18 protein-coding genes are annotated in these 18,435 nt (G+C 45.6%); 16 read left to right on the top strand and 2 right to left on the bottom strand.

Annotated elements, in window-relative coordinates:
- Positions 1 to 330 precede the first annotated feature (330 nt).
- Positions 331 to 993 (top strand): DNA-binding response regulator, encoded by a 663-nt coding sequence (locus CYJ37_RS04905; protein ID WP_180827247.1) that lies wholly within the window; start codon positions 331 to 333, stop codon positions 991 to 993.
- 507 nt (positions 994 to 1,500) lie between these two features.
- Positions 1,501 to 2,406: an ROK family protein gene (locus CYJ37_RS04900; protein ID WP_101548262.1), complete on the top strand. Its 906-nt coding sequence runs from the start codon at positions 1,501 to 1,503 to the stop codon at positions 2,404 to 2,406.
- Positions 2,407 to 2,898: 492 nt separating this feature from the next.
- On the opposite strand, the gene CYJ37_RS04890 is transcribed toward CYJ37_RS04900, so the two are convergent.
- Positions 2,899 to 3,114, bottom strand: a complete 216-nt coding sequence (locus CYJ37_RS04890; RefSeq protein WP_101548260.1) for a hypothetical protein — start codon at positions 3,112 to 3,114, stop codon at positions 2,899 to 2,901.
- A gap of 157 nt (positions 3,115 to 3,271) precedes the next feature.
- The gene (locus CYJ37_RS04885; RefSeq protein WP_257964176.1) at positions 3,272 to 4,972 is read right to left on the bottom strand and encodes a transglutaminase domain-containing protein; all 1,701 of its coding nucleotides are present in this window, start codon (positions 4,970 to 4,972) and stop codon (positions 3,272 to 3,274) included.
- A 231-nt stretch (positions 4,973 to 5,203) separates the two neighbouring features.
- On the opposite strand from CYJ37_RS04885, the gene CYJ37_RS04880 reads away from it, so the two are divergent.
- The 14 genes from CYJ37_RS04880 to ggt all read left to right on the top strand — a co-directional run bounded on the left by CYJ37_RS04880 (position 5,204) and on the right by ggt (position 18,429).
- Positions 5,204 to 6,670 carry an aldehyde dehydrogenase family protein gene (locus CYJ37_RS04880; protein ID WP_101548257.1) on the top strand — a complete coding sequence of 489 codons (1,467 nt, stop codon included), beginning with the start codon at positions 5,204 to 5,206 and terminating at the stop codon, positions 6,668 to 6,670.
- 108 nt (positions 6,671 to 6,778) lie between these two features.
- A complete protein-coding gene (locus CYJ37_RS04875; RefSeq protein ID WP_101548463.1) occupies positions 6,779 to 7,966 on the top strand; it encodes an MFS transporter in 1,188 nt (395 codons plus the stop codon).
- A 74-nt stretch (positions 7,967 to 8,040) separates the two neighbouring features.
- Positions 8,041 to 8,430 (top strand): CidA/LrgA family protein, encoded by a 390-nt coding sequence (locus CYJ37_RS04870; protein ID WP_009793245.1) that lies wholly within the window; start codon positions 8,041 to 8,043, stop codon positions 8,428 to 8,430.
- Positions 8,408 to 9,100 (top strand): LrgB family protein, encoded by a 693-nt coding sequence (locus CYJ37_RS04865; protein WP_101548255.1) that lies wholly within the window; start codon positions 8,408 to 8,410, stop codon positions 9,098 to 9,100. Before CYJ37_RS04870 ends, CYJ37_RS04865 begins: the two co-directional genes overlap by 23 nt.
- A 75-nt stretch (positions 9,101 to 9,175) precedes the next feature.
- Positions 9,176 to 9,379: a ChaB family protein gene (locus tag CYJ37_RS04860; protein WP_009793247.1), complete on the top strand. Its 204-nt coding sequence runs from the start codon at positions 9,176 to 9,178 to the stop codon at positions 9,377 to 9,379.
- 102 nt (positions 9,380 to 9,481) lie between these two features.
- Positions 9,482 to 9,913 (top strand): DUF4362 domain-containing protein, encoded by a 432-nt coding sequence (locus CYJ37_RS04855; RefSeq protein ID WP_101548253.1) that lies wholly within the window; start codon positions 9,482 to 9,484, stop codon positions 9,911 to 9,913.
- An 87-nt stretch (positions 9,914 to 10,000) separates the two neighbouring features.
- On the top strand, positions 10,001 to 11,581 hold the full coding sequence (locus CYJ37_RS04850) for an ATP-binding protein (protein ID WP_101548251.1): 1,581 nt from the start codon (positions 10,001 to 10,003) through the stop codon (positions 11,579 to 11,581).
- 14 nt (positions 11,582 to 11,595) lie between these two features.
- Positions 11,596 to 12,273 carry a response regulator gene (locus CYJ37_RS04845; protein WP_094767739.1) on the top strand — a complete coding sequence of 226 codons (678 nt, stop codon included), beginning with the start codon at positions 11,596 to 11,598 and terminating at the stop codon, positions 12,271 to 12,273.
- A 201-nt stretch (positions 12,274 to 12,474) separates the two neighbouring features.
- Positions 12,475 to 13,479 (top strand): tripartite tricarboxylate transporter substrate binding protein, encoded by a 1,005-nt coding sequence (locus tag CYJ37_RS04835; RefSeq protein WP_101548247.1) that lies wholly within the window; start codon positions 12,475 to 12,477, stop codon positions 13,477 to 13,479.
- A 14-nt stretch (positions 13,480 to 13,493) separates the two neighbouring features.
- Positions 13,494 to 13,952: a tripartite tricarboxylate transporter TctB family protein gene (locus CYJ37_RS04830; RefSeq protein ID WP_009793254.1), complete on the top strand. Its 459-nt coding sequence runs from the start codon at positions 13,494 to 13,496 to the stop codon at positions 13,950 to 13,952.
- Between the two features lie 12 nt (positions 13,953 to 13,964).
- A complete protein-coding gene (locus CYJ37_RS04825; protein WP_101548244.1) occupies positions 13,965 to 15,473 on the top strand; it encodes a tripartite tricarboxylate transporter permease in 1,509 nt (502 codons plus the stop codon).
- A gap of 202 nt (positions 15,474 to 15,675) precedes the next feature.
- A complete protein-coding gene (gene rpsN / locus CYJ37_RS04820; RefSeq protein ID WP_022544009.1) occupies positions 15,676 to 15,945 on the top strand; it encodes a 30S ribosomal protein S14 in 270 nt (89 codons plus the stop codon).
- Positions 15,946 to 15,990: 45 nt separating this feature from the next.
- Positions 15,991 to 16,332, top strand: coding sequence for a hypothetical protein (locus CYJ37_RS04815; RefSeq protein WP_009793259.1), 342 nt, complete (start codon positions 15,991 to 15,993; stop codon positions 16,330 to 16,332).
- Positions 16,333 to 16,653: 321 nt separating this feature from the next.
- Positions 16,654 to 18,429, top strand: a complete 1,776-nt coding sequence (gene ggt / locus CYJ37_RS04810; RefSeq protein ID WP_101548242.1) for a gamma-glutamyltransferase — start codon at positions 16,654 to 16,656, stop codon at positions 18,427 to 18,429.
- The last annotated feature ends 6 nt before the right edge of the window (positions 18,430 to 18,435 follow it).

Here is an 18,435-nt window from a genome sequence, read left to right as displayed (position 1 = left end):
AGGTTTTAACCCAAATCTCTCTTAAGGTTAGGAGATGTTAGATAAGAATTATTGTCGAATGGCATAAGTTGATTGACAATTGTTAGAAATCTAATACACTAAAATTAGTTTATCCAAGGGTTATCATCGAAATATTCTTTTATCATTGCTGCTCCACAATTCTGTTTGCCTGTTTCCAATCCTCTTTTTTTCACTACATTTACCACTCATTATTTTCCAAAGTCATTCAAAAATCGTCCTATTAAAACAAATGAATCAAGAATGGATATGATTCATTGGAAGCTATTAAAGCCTATGCTGTTCATTTTCTTATTGATAGGAGAGGGATATATGGGATTTGAAGAAGAATATCAGGCATTTTTACATTCACACTTACAGGCAAGAACCGGTGAGCGGCTGCGGCGCCTGGAAGAAGGTCACAAACATGCTGAAATGCTGTTTTTGAAGCAAGTGTGGTGGCCAGTATTTTACCAGTTTAATTATCTACACCCTGAATATGAAATTGATAATTACAATGATGGGAAAAGGTATTTGGATTTTGCTTATATCCGTCCCGGCATCAAGGTTTGTTTAGAGGTCGACGGGTATGGCCCTCACCTAAAGAACATCAGCAGATGGCAATTTTCCGACAGCCTGGAACGTCAAAACCAGCTGGTGATTGATAGATGGACCGTCATCCGCTTTTCTTTTGATCAAGTAAAAGAGAATCCCCGCAGATGCCAACAGGTTGTTCAGCAAGTGATAGGCAGATGGATGGGTGATGAGCTGGACCAAACTTCTTTGTCCTTTCTTGAAAAGGAAGTGCTTCGGCTAGTAATTCGAAAAGGAGAAGACATATCTCCAAAAGAAGTGGAGAAGTATCTAAAACTAAGTGCCAAGACAGTAAAAAAGGTACTTTCCCAACTGTTCGAAAAAAAGATGCTGATCCCCGCATCTGGCACTCAGAGGATTCGATCTTATCGGGTAGGGTATCAGGTCAAGAACCCAGTCTAATTAATAGACGGAAGAATTCCTCTTAAATAGAAATTTCTATAAAAAACAGCTCAAATAGACGGAGAAATTCCGCTTATTGGCTCCTAAAACGTAATAATGTGGTATTTTATTTTGCATAACCGGAAAATCTCCCCTTATTTACCTCGAATTGAGCTCTATTCTGTATTTAGCTGGAAAATCTCCGCTTATTTTTTTCTATTTGATGAATTGAGGACCCATTTGTAATGCTGTTCTAAAAATTTGGAGTCAATCTTTCTGCTTCCACTAAAGTTGCAGTATTAGTGCAATCCATATTATATTTGCACCTGGATACTGTGAATGAGAAATTAGTTTCAGATTGACAGGAGCAAAGAAAAATAGAAGATTGGTGGACATCAAAGGATATATACTCAAATGGAGTTTCGTTCCTGCCTGTCAGCATGGAAGCAGGTCTTAACTGTTTTTATTGAACGATTCCTCAAAAATAAATAATAGACATAGAGTTGCTGGGTAAGGAGCTATTTCTAAATGAATGAATACGTAATTGGTGTAGATATAGGCGCTACAAATATTCGTGTGGGACTGATCGGAAAAGAGCTGTCGGTGATCCGTATGGAGACGGCAGTAACCAGGAGTTTTAAAACGGCAGATGAAATGTTTGGTGAAATCTTCCGGATGGCTGAAAGGGTCGATCCTCAGAAAAATGCTAAGAAAATTGGAATTGCCCTGCCTGTCCCATGGAATGAACAGACACAAGTAATAAAAGATGCAGATAACATTCCTTTTCTTGACGGAATAAGAATTGAGTGCATACAATCCTGCTTTCCTGGGCTTGACGTTTACTTTGACAATGATGTCAATGCAGCAGGGCTGCTGGAAGCTGAAAAGGGAGCTGCTGCAGGAAAAAGCTATTCTCTCTACATGACAGTGAGCACAGGCATTGGGATGGGTGTTTACTATAACGGTCAAATGATCAGGGGGGACAATGGATATGCAGGTGAAGCGGGCAGAATGATCATCGGCCAGGCAAGCGAAGAGGAGGGGACCAAGGAAATGACACTGGAATCTCTTTGCAGCGGCAGGGCTCTTGATGCCAGGAGTAAGCTAATATATGGTGAAAGTGCGGACGCAGAATACCTGTTTGAAAAATTTAAAGATAAGGAAGAGATAGCCGTTAAAGTGATCAAGGAATGGATTGAGCATTTTTCCAGAGCTGTCGCCTCCATCATTCAGCTCATGGACCCAGGAGCATTTGTCCTTGGCGGAGCTGTAATCTGCTGCAATCCCTGGCTGATAGATGAGATTAACCATAAAATGAAGGAAAAATTATATGCCAATCTAAGAGGCAAAATAAAGCTTGGCATCTGTGAGTTTTGGGGAGAAGCAGGGGTGATCGGTGCCGGCTATATGGCGTTAAACCAAGCAAAAGAATAAATTTGAATTCTGTCCTTCCTTTACCCGCTTTACAAAAAACTGATTTATAACCCAAGTCAACAAGACAGCTAAATGGATAGCTGTCTTGTTTGTACAGCATTTTTAAGGTGGGCCAGCAGTTCAGCGGAAACAATACTTGGCTGATCAATCATTGAAATAATAGCTTGCATTAGGTATCAGCCTGAAAACTGAATGTGGAGCATGCTGAAGCTGATGCAGCCCCCAATAGGGAACCGGGTACCGGTCATGCTGCCCCAATAAAAAGGTTGCAGGACATCTATTTTGGGCAAATAGGGAACCAGATCCTCAGTTTGGTGATGGTTTACTGCAAAAGAAGCCTGCTGCAGCTCTTCAGGACCTGTTTGAGTGGAAAGGCAAAGTGAATTTACTGTTCAGCTCCGGCTTCAGCATTGAAGGATATTATACTCCTTCCCCTCTTTTCGATGAAAAGAGGGGAAGGAATAAATTCCTCTGCCACAGGATACAGATGTGTTACTTTACATCCAAAGGCCCCTCCAGCTTCATCTTCTCCAATTCAATCCTCATCTTCTGCGTTTCTATTAAATAATTCTCATGTTTCAATTTTTCCAGTTCCAGCTCTTTTTCAATGATTTTTACTTTTGTTTTGGCAAGTGATTGATAATGGCTTGTGACGATGGCGACAAGCGGGATGGAAAAAATCATTACTACAGTGACCAAACCTGTCATTTGCAACTCCCCCTTTTAAAGATTTGACATTTGGTTTTTTCAGAATTTTCACTTCTGTCTAGTTTCATACTACCATATTATGGTCTTTCGCCCTATATGAAAATGACCCTTTTAAAAAGAAGAGACAGTACGCCAAGGTTCTATCTCTCCAAATATTTTAGTAGGTGACGCCTTTTCTTGTATGGGTCTTTTCAAATTCGGCCGGATTGGGCTCAAAGTATTGATCGGTATATTTGGCAACGAATTGATCGTCTTGAATATAGCCGGCTCCCCAGGTCGGGTCCATGACGATCCAGCTGCCGTTCGCTTTTGCTTCGACCCAGGCATGGTTGGATGGCCAGAAGCCGCCGCGCGCGGTACCCTCAATGATTCTTGCTTCAATCCCGCTGGCACGCAATAGTGCGGTGGAGAGGTAGGCATAATCCTGGCAGACGCCGGTTTTCGTTTCCAGCGTTTTCAGGGCGCTGTCATCCCAGCTGAATGTACTATTTTCATATTTGTCAACATCATAGGAAACATTTTTGGCGACATATTCATAGATGGCTTTGATTTTTTCCTTCTCAGTGCTTTTTCCCTCTGTCAGTTTGCCGGCAAGACTCTTGATTTCTGGTGCTTCTGACTCGACGCCCCTTGATGGCAGAAGGTCGCGCTGATCTTCGCTTTCTGCTTCCACTTCAAAAGAAGCAAAGCCGTAATAGCGGAAACTGTCACTGTTTTCTTCCTTGATTTCCGGTACACTCAGCGTTACTTCATAAGTGCCCGGCCCGAAGCGGAGGTAGAAGGAGCCGTCGAATTCAAATTTTTCTACAGGAATGACATCAAGTGCTTCATCCTCGCCTTTTTTAGTAGAAACATAGATGTGCGTGGTTTCAGGTCCGAAATCAGCCTCAGGATCTATTTTTCCTTTTACCGTATATTCACCATTGGACTCTTCTCCTCCAAACTGCGGAGACTTCAGTGTGACACCACGTTCCCTGTAAGCTTCATAAAACTCGATCGGCTTCATGGTCCTGTCTGACTGATTGTCGATCAGAAGCGTTGTGGCAGTCTGGTAATAGTTCTCCCGTTCTTTGTCAGGCACAAGCACTTCCAGCTCGTGGAGACCTTTTCCATATAGAAGGGGAACATCGTAGGTGAACTTGCCCTGTTCAACCGGCAGGACATGTGTCCAGGTATCAGCATCCTTATTCAGTTTAATCATGATTGTATCATTGTCGCTAAGCCTGCCGGCGCTTCCCTCAAGCTTAAAGATCTCATTATCCTCAACATAGCTGGACTTAAGATCCAGGCTGATTTCATCCTCCTGTCCGAAAGGGGTATATGTGACATCGCGGACGATCTGCGGATTCACATTATGGACCGTGAAAGATGCAGTATCATAATAATAGTTTTCCTGATCCATACTCGGAATCTGCACCTTTACCTGATACTCTCCCTCACCGTTGAAGAAGTGAAGCTCCTGCTTAAATTTTCCGTCTTCAATTTTTGTGTAATATTCGTGGTCAGTGCCTGCCGGACCCTCTTCAGCTGCATGGACTTTGATCCAGACAAAGTCAGATTTCAGGCTGGCTGATTTTTCGATCGTCCCCTCGATAACCGCCTTCTCATTGACGGTAAATTCCTTGTAAGCCGGTTCCTTCAGTTTCAGCCCAACCTCTTCGCTGTAGGAAGTCAATTCAATCGGCTCCAGCTCTGACTCCTTATTCTGATCCTTTGCGAGTTTTTCGTATTTATCTTCCTCCTGCTGGGCAGCCTGTGTTTTTTCTTTATCAGCTTCCGTAGGGCTGCAGGCAGAGATGATCAGAAAGCTGCTCAATATACTTGATAATAATAAATACCTTCGTTTGCGTCCCTTCATGCTTTCCTCCTCAGACATTTGTTTCGGTATAGCTTATTTACGGCCGGTGTCCTCCTTAAGTTTCTGGGTATAAACTCCTGTTTTAAAAAGGTTAGCCAGCTAAGCACATAAGTTGTTATAGCAACTTTATATGTGTTAAGATTCTAGTGCTGCTGATGACGTGACCCTAAATGTTGCTATAGCAACCTAGGAATCTTCTTTGCAGTAAGTTTCAGGGAGAGGGAGAGATTTATGGTCAATTTTAAGGATTACACCAAACAATATATTAACGGTAAATGGCTGGAGGGAAGCGGCGCCAATACAATCGATGTATTGAATCCATATGACGATTCCAGGCTTTATACTGTAAAAACTGTAAATGAGGCTGACATTGATCAGGCTATGCTTACTGCTGAAAAAGCACAAAAGAAATGGGCAAAGACAACCCCCGGGGAACGCAAAGAAGTTTTAAGGAAAGTAATTGCCTATCTTGAAGAACATAAAGAAGAAATTATAGATATTTATACTTCAGAAACAGGCGGAACCATTCTTGCGGCCAATATTGCCCTGCAGATCACATTTGAGGAGCTGGAGGAAGCGATCAAATTTGCTGATGAAGTAAATGTCGTGAACCAGGTTCCGGCAACCATTGAAGGGAAGGAAAACCACGTGTACCGCGTGCCGGTGGGTGTCATCACCTCCATTTCGCCATTCAACTTCCCGCTTAACCTGTCAGTAAGGACCATAGCGCCAGCCATTGCCCTTGGTAATGCAGTTGTGCATAAGCCGGATGTCGCAACAGGCATCACTGGCGGCGTCATCCTGACAAAAGCTTTTGAAGAAGCCGGCCTGCCGGCAGGGGTCCTGAACCTTCTGCTCACAGATCCGAAAACAGATGGGACAGGCGACTATCTGCTTGAACACCCAATTCCACGCTTCATTTCATTCACTGGCTCAACCGCTGTCGGAAGACATGTCGGGGAAATTGCCGGAAGGAACCTGAAAAAAGTGGCATTGGAGCTTGGCGGAAACAATCCATTCATCGTCCTTTCAGATGCAGATGTTGACCGTGCTGTTGATGCTGCTATCTTCGGAAAATTCGTCCACCAGGGCCAGATCTGCATGATCACAAACAGGATCATTGTCCATAAGGATATTGCTGGAGAATTTACAAATAAATTCGTCGACAGAGCAAAAGCACTTCCTTATGGCAATCCAAAGGATCCTGCAACTGTCGTTGGACCGCTGATCAACGATAGGCAGCTGCAGAAGGCTCAGGCAGTCATCGAAGCCGCCATTGCAAACGGCGAGAAAATTGCGCTTGAAGGACAAAGAGTTGGCAACATCTTGACTCCGTACGTTTTCAAAGATGTGAAAAATGATTCTGCCCTTGCTCAGACTGAAGTCTTTTCGCCAATCGCAACCATCATTCCGGTTGAAAGTGATGAAGAAGCGATCAGGATTGCCTCTGAAACAGAGTATGGACTGTCATCATCCATCTTTACGCAGGATCTTGAAAAAGCGCAGCAATATGCACTGCAGATTGACAGCGGTGTGACTCATATCAACGATCAGACTGTTAATGCGCAGCCGGATATTCCATTCGGCGGCAATAAAGCTTCAGGCGTCGGCCGTTTCGGCAATCCTTGGCTCATTGAAGAATTTACAACAACAAAATGGGTATCTGTCCAAAAAACTAATCGTGAGTTCCCATTCTAATAAAAGACAGGAAAATATCCTATAATATAGGGAAAAGCTCCTCAGATCACTTGGGGAGCTTTTCCCGCGTTAAATATATCCATATATCAGGAGAAAGATGTGAAACAGTTGGAAAAACCTCAGCTTTGGACAAAGGATTTCATCAATATTTCCTTTGCCAGTTTTTTTGTATTTGTAATTTTTTATATGCTGACCGTTACACTGCCGGTTTATGTAGCAGATGAACTGCAGGGCGGAGGGCAGGCCATCGGGCTCGTTATTACGGTGTTTGTTCTGTCGGCGATAGTTTTCAGGCCGTTTTCTGGAAAATGGCTTGATACCTTTGGCCCGAAGAAAATTTTGATCATCGGAGCCTCTATTTTCCTGGCTGGATCTATCCTTTACCTTTTTGTTAAATCACCGTTTGTGCTGCTGATTATCCGGGTCATCCACGGTGCGGGCTTTGGTATGGCAACCACCGCAACAGGAGCTATTGCTGCAGCCATTATTCCGGCTGCGCGCCGCGGGGAAGGGATGGGCTATTATGCCACTTTCATGAACCTTGCCATGGTCATCGGACCATTCGCCGGGCTGACCATTATAGGAGCAGCCAGTTACACCGTACTGTTCGCGGTTTGCATTGCCTGCTCCTTGCTTGCTCTTACCTGCGGATTGATGATGGAGCTGAAAGAACAGCAAGACAGGCAGACCCGGCAGGCAGCAGCAGGGAAAAAGATGAAGCTGTCGGACTTCTTTGAACGGAAGACAGTGCCCATCGGATTCGTTGCTTTTACATTATCTTTTGTCTATTCGAGCGTCATTTCCTTCATCTCGGTGTATGCGAGAGAGCTTGACCTCGTCCAGGCAGCAAGCTATTTCTTTGTCGTTTATGCCGCAGCGCTATTGATTTCCCGCCCATTTACCGGAAGATGGTTTGATCAGTTCGGGGAAAATAAAGTGATTTATCCGTGCATCCTCTTCTTTGGGATCGGCGTCTGGATGCTGAGCCAGGCATCATCAAGCTTCCAGCTCCTGCTTTCAGGAGCATTTGTCGGCATCGGTTTTGGCACGCTGGTGTCGTGTTTTCAAACCATTGCAGTGGAATCGGCTCCCGCAGGCAGAAAGGGGACGGCAACCGCGACTTTCTTTGTCTTTTTTGACGGAGGCTTTGCCATTGGCTCTTTTATCCTCGGAACTGCTGCGGCCCATTCAGGCTACAGCTATATTTACATGATAGGAACAGTGATTGTCTTGATTGCTGCAGTCCTTTACTTGATCCTCCATGGAAGGAAAGCCGTCCGACGGCTGAATGTATAGAATAAAATTCTAAGCAATTTTGCACTTTTTCCTCTATTATGGATAGTAGATTATCTAGTGGGGGAAGGGTTAGAATGGTGAAAAATGCACTTATCTTTTTATGGCAGCTTTTTTTGCTGTGGATGATTTACGCCGTTTCAGATTTTATCGTTGAAATTCTTCACCTGCCCCTTCCTGCAAGCGTACTTGGCATGATGATTTTATTCATCCTCCTGCTGACCGGTGCCGTAAAGGTAAGCCAGATCGAAAAGGGGGCAGCATTCCTAAACCGGCACCTGGCTTTCTTTTTTATCCCGATAGCTGTCGGGCTGATGAGTTACGGGGGACTGATTCGGACGAGCGGCTGGCAGCTTCTCATAATGATTATCGGCAGTACCGTCATCGGGCTAATCATAACTTCCGGCCTGGCAGCTTATTTTTCAGGGAAGGGGGCGGAAAAGGGTGAGCGGGATCACACTCATTAGCGTCCTTTTGACGATCATCGTCTATATCGGGGCAAAGGCGCTTTCTGCCCGGCTGCTTTCCCCATTTGCCACTCCTGTTTTTACAGCTACACTTATCATGATCCTTCTGCTGCTTGCCGGAGGGATTACGTATGAAGAATACACGCCGGCTAAAAATATCATGACCTTCATGCTTGGTCCTGCCACTGTCGCTCTTGCCGTTCCTCTGTATCATAACCGGAGGGTGATCAGGGAAAGATTAATGCCTGCTGTCATCGGTCTGACAGCTGGAACCTTATCGACCATCACATCGGCCGTACTGCTGGCAAAAGTGCTTGGTCTCCCGGAAAAAATCCAGGCGACCTCTGCCGTGAAAGCGATCACGACTCCGGTCGCAATCGAAGCTGCCAAAATAATCGGAGGTGACCCGCCGCTTGCTGCTGTGTTCGTCATCTCGGCCGGTATCTTTGGGGCTGTCATGGGCTCTGTTATTCTATCTTTTCTAAGAATCAGCGATCCTTTCGCTAGAGGGCTTGGCATCGGAACAGTGGCCCACGGGATCGGCACAAGCCAGGCAGCAATAGAAGACCCTGTGCAGGGAGCAGTCTCCAGCGCAGCCATGGGTTTCTCGGCTATTCTTACTTCTTTGGTCATTCCATGGTTTTATCCGCTCCTCCAGTTCCTGCTATGATTTCAACTTCTGGTGTTTAAGAAAATGCCATTCAGGAAAAATACCTAACAGGACAAGAGAAGAGGAGGAATCACTATGCCATACGATAAACTAAGCGAACTGCCGGATTCCGTCAAAGACAATCTGCCGCATCACGCCCAGGAAATCTTCAAGGAAGCCTTCAACTCAGCAAGTGAAGAATACGACGAAGAAGAAACAGCCTTCAAGGTGGCGTGGAGTGCGGTGAAGAAAAAGTATGAGAAAGACGATGATGATAACTGGGTGGAGAAGGAAGAATAGGAAAGAGGCTTGATCCTGGTGACAGGGTCGAGCTTTTTTCATTTAATAGACAAGCTTTCAAATGGTATAATCTGAGATAATATATATTTGGAGGGCTGCTTTTTGAAAAAACTCTTCCCCCTTTACATATTGGTTTCTCTCATCCTCCTGGCCTGCCAAACCCAGGAGGAACCTGCACCTAAACTCCCAGACTACAAGCCTTCAGAAGATGATATTGTCTCCATGCACGGAGAAATCCAGAACCTGGACCGGTTTAATTCCTTTATCGTCCATGTACAGCAAGGGCGTAAAGATACCATCAGGGTGGTAAGTTATACAGAAGAAGGCGCCCCGATCCTTCATGATCTTGAATATGATGGGCAAGTCATTCATTCTATTCTTGATACACGAAGAGATGGTTTTGGAGCGGGAATGATTGAAGAAAGAAAATGCAAGTCTGTTGATATAGAAAAAGGGAAAAAGCAGTCAAATTATACCCTTACCGGCTGCGGGTGGAAAAAAGAAGATTACAGTATTTTGATAATCTCGAAATAAAGCGAGTCCAGTTTTCACCAATACATATGACACTCTATTTGAAATTGACTATTATAATAGAAGACAAACAGTTCGGGGTGCCAGCTTATGAGAAAAAAGAAAGCGGTTACGATGCGCACGAAGATTATCATATTGATTGTATGGCTAATAGCGGGAGTCATTGTGCTTTTGTCCGGGCTATACGCTTATGTAGAATTTGAACAGACAGAGGAAAGTATGGGCAAGCAGGCCCTTTATGTGGCGCTGGCGGTTTCTCATATGCCTGGGGTAAGGGACGCTTTTGGAGAGGATAATCCCTCAGAAAAAATCCAGCCGCTGGCAGAGAGAATCAGGGAGGATATTGATGCTGAATTTATCGTTATAGGAAATGCGGACAGCATTCGCTATTCACATCCGGATGCCGGCAAGATTGGCGGGCGGATGGTTGGTGAAGATAATGAGCGGGCCCTCGAACAGGGAGAAGCATATGTGTCAAAGGCTACTGGGACGCTTGGACCTTCAATTAGAGGGAAGGCGCCAATAGTGGATGACAATGGGGATATTGCAGGCATAGTATCAGTAGGTTTCCTGATGGATGATATCGAGGAGGAGGCTTTAAGCAGGCTGAAGAAAATCGGGCTCATCTCTTTTGGAGCCATTCTCCTTGGAGTAGCAGGAGGGACACTGCTTGCTAGAGATATCCGGAAAGATATGATGGGTCTGGAGCCGCATGAAATTGCCTCCTTATACCATGAAAGGAGTGCAATCCTTGATTCGGTGAAAGAAGGGATCATTGCTGTGAATCGTTATGGTGTCATCACGATGATGAATCCATCTGCCCGCCGGATTCTCGCTCTAAATGAAGACGGAGTAAATAAGAGAATCGCTGATGTTATCAAGGGAACGGGCATGAATAAGGTTTTGGAAACAGGTGTGCCCGAAAAAGATGTGGAAGTACTCCTCGAGGAAAAACCAGTCGTTGTGAACCGGACGCCTATCGTTGAGAACGATGAGGTTATTGGGGCGGTCGCCAGCTTCAGGGACAAAACCGAAATTAATGAGATGCTTAATACTTTATCAGAAGTGAGGCAATATTCTGAGGACCTTCGCGCCCAGACGCATGAATTTACAAATAAATTATATGTGCTGTCCGGCATGATGCAGCTGGGTCAGTATGAGGAAGCGGTCCGTATGATCCAGGAGGAATCAGGTGCCCATGATCAGCAAAATCACATTCTGTTCGAGCAGATCAGGGACAGCAGCCTGCAGGCAGTCCTGCTGGGAAAATTGGCGAAAGCCTCTGAAAAGAAGGTAAGCTTTACGATTGATGACAGTTCGGCGGTTGAACCGCTGCCGGAAAGAATGACGGTTACCCATTTGATTACGATCATCGGCAATCTGATTGATAATGCCATAGAAGCGACAGAAGGGATGGCGGACAGGCGTATTTCTTTCTTTGCTACAGATATCGGTAATGACATTGTCTTTGAAGTGGAAGATAATGGAGGAGGAATCTTGCCGGAGGATGAGCAGCGGATTTTTGAAAAAGGCTTCTCGACAAAAGAAAAGGACGGCAGGGGATATGGACTTACTCTCGTCAGCCAGGCAGTCGGGGAACTGGATGGAACGATTGAAATGAAGACTGGAGAGGCGGGGACGATTTTCACTGTTTTCCTGCCAAAAATATAAGAGGATGAGAAAGAATGATCAAAGCGATTATAGCAGAAGATGATTACCGGGTGGCTGCCATCCATGAGCAATTCATAGAAAAATTATACGGCATCGAGTGTATTGGAAAAGCATTGAATGCTGCAGAAGCACTGGAACTGCTCGAGGAAAAGGAAGCAGATCTGCTGATTATGGATATCTATATGCCGGACGAGCTTGGAAGCAGCCTTCTGCCTAAAATAAGACAATGCTTTCCCAATCTTGAAGTGATCATGATTACCGCATCCAATGAAAAACAGATGGTCGAGGAGTCCTTGAGATACGGAGTGATCGATTATATGATCAAGCCGGTAACCTTTGAACGTTTCACGGAAGCAATCCGCAAAGTGAACAAAAAAAGAGATTTACTCGAATGCCGGGAAAGTGAACTGACGCAAGAAGCAATCGATCATTATTTAAGCAGCAGTTCAGCGGCAGTAATAGCTTCCGAAAAGATGCCTAAAGGAATCGATTCACTCACTTTAAAAAAAGTGAAAGAAATCCTGGACGGTATGAAGCAAGGCGTTAATGCAGAAGAACTTGGAAAGGAAATGGGCGCTTCAAGGACGACTGCCCGCAGATACCTGGAATACCTGGTAGCCTCCGATGAAGCAAAAGCTGAGCTGGAATATGGAATTGTCGGAAGGCCCGAGAGAAAATATTATCGATTATAGTCTATAGTTTATAATAGCTGCACCCCATGTTAGCTGATGAGGGTGCAGCTTTTTTGTGTTCTCAACCCCGTGAACAAAATGAACAAAAAGCCCGCAAAGTTCTTAACGCTCAATACTTGTTTAATAGATACAAACTTTTCTGATTTTTTTACAATAACAAAAAAGAAAACGTTTTCACCCATGGAAAGGAGCATAAGTTTGATGAAAAAAATGATTCTGGCAGCAGCACTGCTGCTCTGCATGGTAATGATGTCAGCCTGCTCGAGCAAGGAAGCTGCAGGCATTTATAAGGATGGCAAATGGATGCCAAGCAAGCCGATCGAAGTGGTGGCTACGGCTGGAGCCGGCGGAGGCTGGGATACCACAGCCCGCATGGTTGCCCAGACGCTAGAAAAGGACGGGCTTATTGATCAAAGGATGCCTGTCATCAATAAACCGGGCGGAGGGGGAGCCGTCGGCTGGGCGTATATGATGAAAAAGGAAGGCAACCCTCATAATATATTTGTCTCGTCTCCGCCTATTATTCTTGTACCACTTAATGGGCAGTCAAAATACGGAGTAGACGACTTTACCCCGCTGTCCAATCTGATTGCCGACTATGCAGCCTTTGCTGTCAGGGCTGATGCAAAATGGGATGATCTGAATGATTTGTTTGATGATATGAAAAAAGATCCTTCCAAAATCTCGGTGGTTGGCGTTTCATCTCCAGGAAGCATGGACCATATCCAATTTATCAAGATTGCCAAAGCCGCCGGTGTGGATGTGACTAAAATCAAATATGTTTCAGACCAGGATGGCGGAGCACTGACACAGCTCCTCAACGGAAGTGTTGACGTTTATTCTGCCGGTACTTCTGAAACAATCGAGCAGGTGCGTGCCGGAAAGATAAAAGTGCTGGGAGTAACTTCTCCGGAAAGATTGAAGGGCGATACACTCGAGGATTTCCCGACAGCCATTGAGCAGGACATCAATGAAACCTTTGTGAACTGGAGGGGCTTCTTTGGGCCTCCTAATATGGATGAAAAGCAAATTCAGTATTACGAAGAAAGGCTAAAAGAGCTGAATGATTCGCCGGAGTGGAAAAAGATCCGCGAGAAATATGGCTGGAATGAGCTCTATATGGACAGCGGCGAATACAAGGAGTTTCTAAAGAAGGAAAACGATGAATTGTATAAACTGCTTGATGAGCTGAAGCTGATCAGATAAAGGGGGAATCATACATGCTCAAGCCAATCAATCGAAAAATTGGCCTTGTATTAATAGGATTTGCACTGTTTTACCTTATTTTGAGCTTCAGGCTGCCTGAGTATCCGTATGCGGCAATTGATGCAGACTTTGTGCCAAAATCTCTGGGCTTTCTGCTTCTCCTGCTGTCTGTCCTGCTGTTTTTTTCCAGGAAGGCGGAGACGGAAGAAGAAAAGAAAAAGCGGAAGATACCGGAAGGCGAAGCAAGGACATTGCTTACTGTCTGCGCGTTTATATTGGTTTATATCTTCTTTTTTGAAATGGTCGGCTTTGTAGTCATGACGGCTCTTTTCATATTTATCACAACCTGGTATTTAGGCTATAAGAAAAAATGGACAAACGCAATCGTTTCGGTCGTCTTCTCGCTGTCCATTTACATGATGTTCAATTATCTGCTGCAAATCTCACTGCCGGCAGGCATTCTGCCATTTTAAAGGAGGGATCTTATGGGTTCGTTTGAAGGATTATTATCAGGGTTTCAGGTTGCACTGAGCCTGCAGGGGATCTTATTTGTATTCCTCGGTGTTTTCATCGGTACATTCATCGGCATGATGCCGGGCCTTGGCCCAATCAGTGCGATTGCCATCATGATCCCGGTCACCTATAATATGGACCCAGCCATTGCGCTGATGATGATGGCAGGAGTCTATTATGGAGCGATCTTCGGCGGATCGTCCTCTTCAATCCTGCTGAATGCACCGGGAGTATCGGGGACGGTTGCTACCGCATTTGATGGCTATCCGATGGCCCAGCAGGGGAAGGCGGGCAAGGCGCTGGCCATTGCCGCCATTGCATCGTTCTTTGGCGGGACAGTCAGCGTTGTTCTATTGATGCTGTTTTCCCCGCTTCTTTCGTCGGTTGCCGTTTCATTTGGCCCCGTCGAATACTTCGCTTTGATGCTTTTGGGACTGACGGCCATTTCCAGCTTGTCAGAAGGATCCACACTAAAGGCTTTTATCTCGGCCACTCTCGGCGTCATTGTCGTGACTATTGGAATCGACGGGCAGACAGGCACAGCCCGTTTCACCTTTGACAACGCCTATCTGCTGGAAGGCATCGATTTCCTTATCATCGCTCTTGGGCTTTTTGCCCTGGCAGAGGTTTGTACATTGATATTTAATAGGAAGAATACTTCTTCATCGGAAAATGAGAACATCGGCAGCCTGAAAATCACCAGGGAAGACTTCCAGGAGATGAAGGGACCGATGGCCCGCCAATCGGTACTGGGTTTCATCCTCGGCGTCCTTCCTGGAGCAGGGGCGACTATCGCTTCTTTCATCGGCTATATTACAGAAAAAAAGCTTGCGAAAAAGCCGGAAGAATTCGGGAAAGGCTCCATCAGGGGACTGGCTGCTCCGGAAACAGCCAATAATGCAGCAACCGGAGGAGCTTTCGTCCCTCTTATGAGCCTCGGTATTCCGGGATCCGGGACAACTGCAGTCCTGCTGGGGGCCTTCCTGGTGCTGGGCATCCAGCCGGGACCCCTGCTGGTTCAGGATCACCCGGATGTATTCTGGGGCATTATTGCGAGCATGTATATCGGCAATGTGTTTCTTTTGATTTTGAATCTGCCCCTTGTGCCGTATATAGCTAAGGTGCTCACAATTCCGAGGCCGATGCTGATTTCACTCGTTATAACTTTCAGTATGGTAGGCGTATATGCCTTGAGCTTCAACACGTTTGATTTGTACCTGCTTCTGATCTTCGGCATCATTGGATTTCTTATGAGAATTTTCTCTTTCCCGGCGGCACCTTTTATCCTTGCCTTTATCCTGGGCGGAATGATGGAGCAGGCACTGAGGCAGACACTGACTATCTCAGACGGCAGTCTGGCTATCCTGCTGGATCGCCCAATCGGCCTGACGCTCATGATCATAGCTGTTCTTGTTATGATTGTGCCGCTTTTCAGGAGAAAAAAGAAGTCTGGTTCGTCTAAAGGATCACATGCTGCATAGTGAGGAGGGAGCTGTCTTTTGGCAGCTTCTTTTTGTTTTCGAGCAGGCGGGTTTACACGAAAGGCTGATTCATGGTACGATATGTTTTGTTATAGATAGTAATGGTTACGATTTACCTTTTTCCGATCTCTCTGTTCTATCTTTATTTTATCTTGTTTAAATCGTAATTGTTACGTATTAATTCATGGAGGTATTCGTTAAAATGGCTAAAAAATCAAAAGTAGCAAAAGAGAAAAAGCGGCAGGAGATGGTCGCTAAATATGCTGAGATCCGCAGGGAACTGAAGGAGAAGGGCGATTATGAGGCACTGAGAAGGCTGCCGCGCGATTCATCCCCAACCCGATTGAAGAATCGCTGTGAGGTGACAGGCCGTCCGCGCGGATACCTGCGCAAATTTAAAATGTCCCGGATCGCTTTCCGTGAATATTCTCATAAAGGGCAAATCCCCGGAGTCAAAAAAGCAAGCTGGTAATATGATAAACTAAAGGAACTAATCTTACATGGCGGGGTGTTTAGCATGAATGAAAGACTCGTCGATATAATCATAAGAGAGATTGTCTCGGGGCTGCCCCCTGAAGACCGGGATCTCTACCAATATGTCACAAACATAGAGGACCGTCTTGCACAGCAGTCCGAAACCTCCGACCAGTTCATGAGCCTCCTGGTCAAGCACTCCCCGCATAAACAGGCTGCAGAAAAGTTCAGCCTGGGAGTGACGGAAACCTATCAAAGGATGCAAATGATCGAGCGGGAGATTAACAAGCTGGTTGAAGAACGGAGAACCAGAATGAAGTGGATTGACCTTACAGATAGGCTGGATGCCGATGGGCAAAGACAGCTGTTTTTGTTTATTTCTTGATGAAAGAGCCTGAGTGGGCTCTTTTTTTCGTATGTAGGGAACGTAGCGGAATGCGGCGTGTGGTTTATTAGCAAGTTTTTCGTTTTATTAGCAAGAAAGTGATTTTATTAGCAGCTTTTCGGATATATTAGCAAGTTTTACATTTTATTAGCAAGTATTGGGATATATTAGCAACTTCGGATTTTTCAATGCCATTAGGCCCAACTTACATAGAATCTTTATGGGTAAAAATATTTAAAATTCTAAATATTCAGCCATAAATTTGCCAATCCAGCCTTCCTTCTTTTAAGTTAGAAATGAACCAACAATAGGAGGGATAAGATGAAAAAAGCCGCCAGTGTTTTATTTGTGTATTTGTCCAGTTTTTTATTGGTATTCGCTCCTCTTGCTGCGGCAGATGCAAAGCCTAAGCAGGACCCCTATGAAAAATATGGAGAAGTTGCCGTAGGTGAGGATGGCATGGTTGCCACAGCCCATCCGCTTGCTTCAGAAATAGGGGCTGATGTATTGAAGAAAGGCGGAAACGCGGTTGATGCAGCTGTGGCAATCCAGTTTGCCCTCAATGTAACTGAGCCGATGATGTCAGGCATCGGAGGCGGCGGATTCATGATGGTGTATGATGGAAAAACAAAGGAAACAACAATCATCAATAGCCGTGAGCGTGCGCCGGCCGGAGCAGAGCCGGATATGTTCCTTGATGGAAAAGGAAAGCCGATTCCCTTTGCAGAACGATCATCGGGCGGAACAGCAGTCGGTGTACCGGGAACCTTGAAAGGCCTTGAAAAAGCACTGGATATGTGGGGAACCATCCCTATGAAGAAATTGATCCAGCCTTCTATTAAACTGGCTGATAAAGGTTTTCCAATCGATCCGGTACTGGCAGCGGCAATAGAAGATAATAAAGAAAAGCTGTCCCGGTCAGCAGCTGCTGAAGTGTTTCTCCCAGGAGGCGAGCCGCTGGAAGAAGGCGACATCCTGGTCCAGAAAGATCTAGCCAAAGCGTTTAAGCTAATTAGGAAAGATGGAAGCGAGGCGCTTTACGAAGGGCCGATTGGGGATGCCCTTGCCGAGACTGTCCAGGATTTCGGCGGATCAATGGTGAAGGACGATTTAGAAAAATATGAAGCAGCAATAGACAAGCCTGTGTGGGGGGAATATCAAGGCTATCAGATTGCCAGCATGCCTCCGCCAAGCTCAGGCGGTGTCTTCCTCCTGCAAATGCTCAAAATACTGGACGGCTTCGACCTTTCCCAATATCCAGTCCGCTCCTGGGAAAAATATCACCTCATGTCAGAAGCCATGCATCTTGCCTATGCAGACCGGGCAGCTTATGCGGGGGACCCGGAATTCGTTGAGGTTCCAGTTAAAGGACTTCTGGATAAGGACTATATTAAAGAACGGCAGCAGTTAATATCGCTTGATGAAATGAATACAAAGCCTGAAGCTGGGGACCCATGGAAGTATGAAAGCGGGAAACCTGATTACAGTGCAGCAGCTCAGCCTGCAGACAGACAATATGGGGAAACCACCCATTTTACGGTAGCAGACCGGTGGGGGAATGTGGTTTCCTATACAACAACGATTGAGCAGGTTTTTGGTACAGGCATCATGGTGCCGGGCTTTGGAGTGATGCTGAATAACGAACTGACTGATTTTGATGCTGTGCCTGGAGGGGCAAATGAGGTCCAGCCTAATAAGCGCCCGCTCAGCAGCATGACTCCGACGATCGTCTTTGATAATGACAAGCCGGTACTGACAGTCGGATCACCGGGAGGACCGACCATCATAACCTCTGTCCTGCAAACGATCATCCATGCAATAGAGTACGATATGGAACTGAAAGCTGCAGTTGAAGAACCGAGGATCTATACGAATAACCCATCGTCCTACCGGTTTGAAGAAGGGGTGCCAGTTTCTGCCTTGCAGAGGCTGAAGGAAATGGGCCATCGATTCGGCGAGAAACCAGAAACGATAGGCAATGTCCAAAGCATCCTGATTGATCACAAACAGGGAATATTCAAGGGAGTGGCCGACTCCAGCAGAAGCGGAGCAGCGATTGGAGTTGACCTGAAAGGAAAAGGGAAGAAGAAGCATTAGATACTA

The sequence above is a fragment of the Bacillus sp. UMB0728 genome (assembly GCF_002858875.1).
Taxonomy (GTDB): domain Bacteria; phylum Bacillota; class Bacilli; order Bacillales; family Cytobacillaceae; genus Bacillus_AB; species Bacillus_AB infantis.
This window is presented reverse-complemented; position numbering and strand designations above follow the sequence as displayed.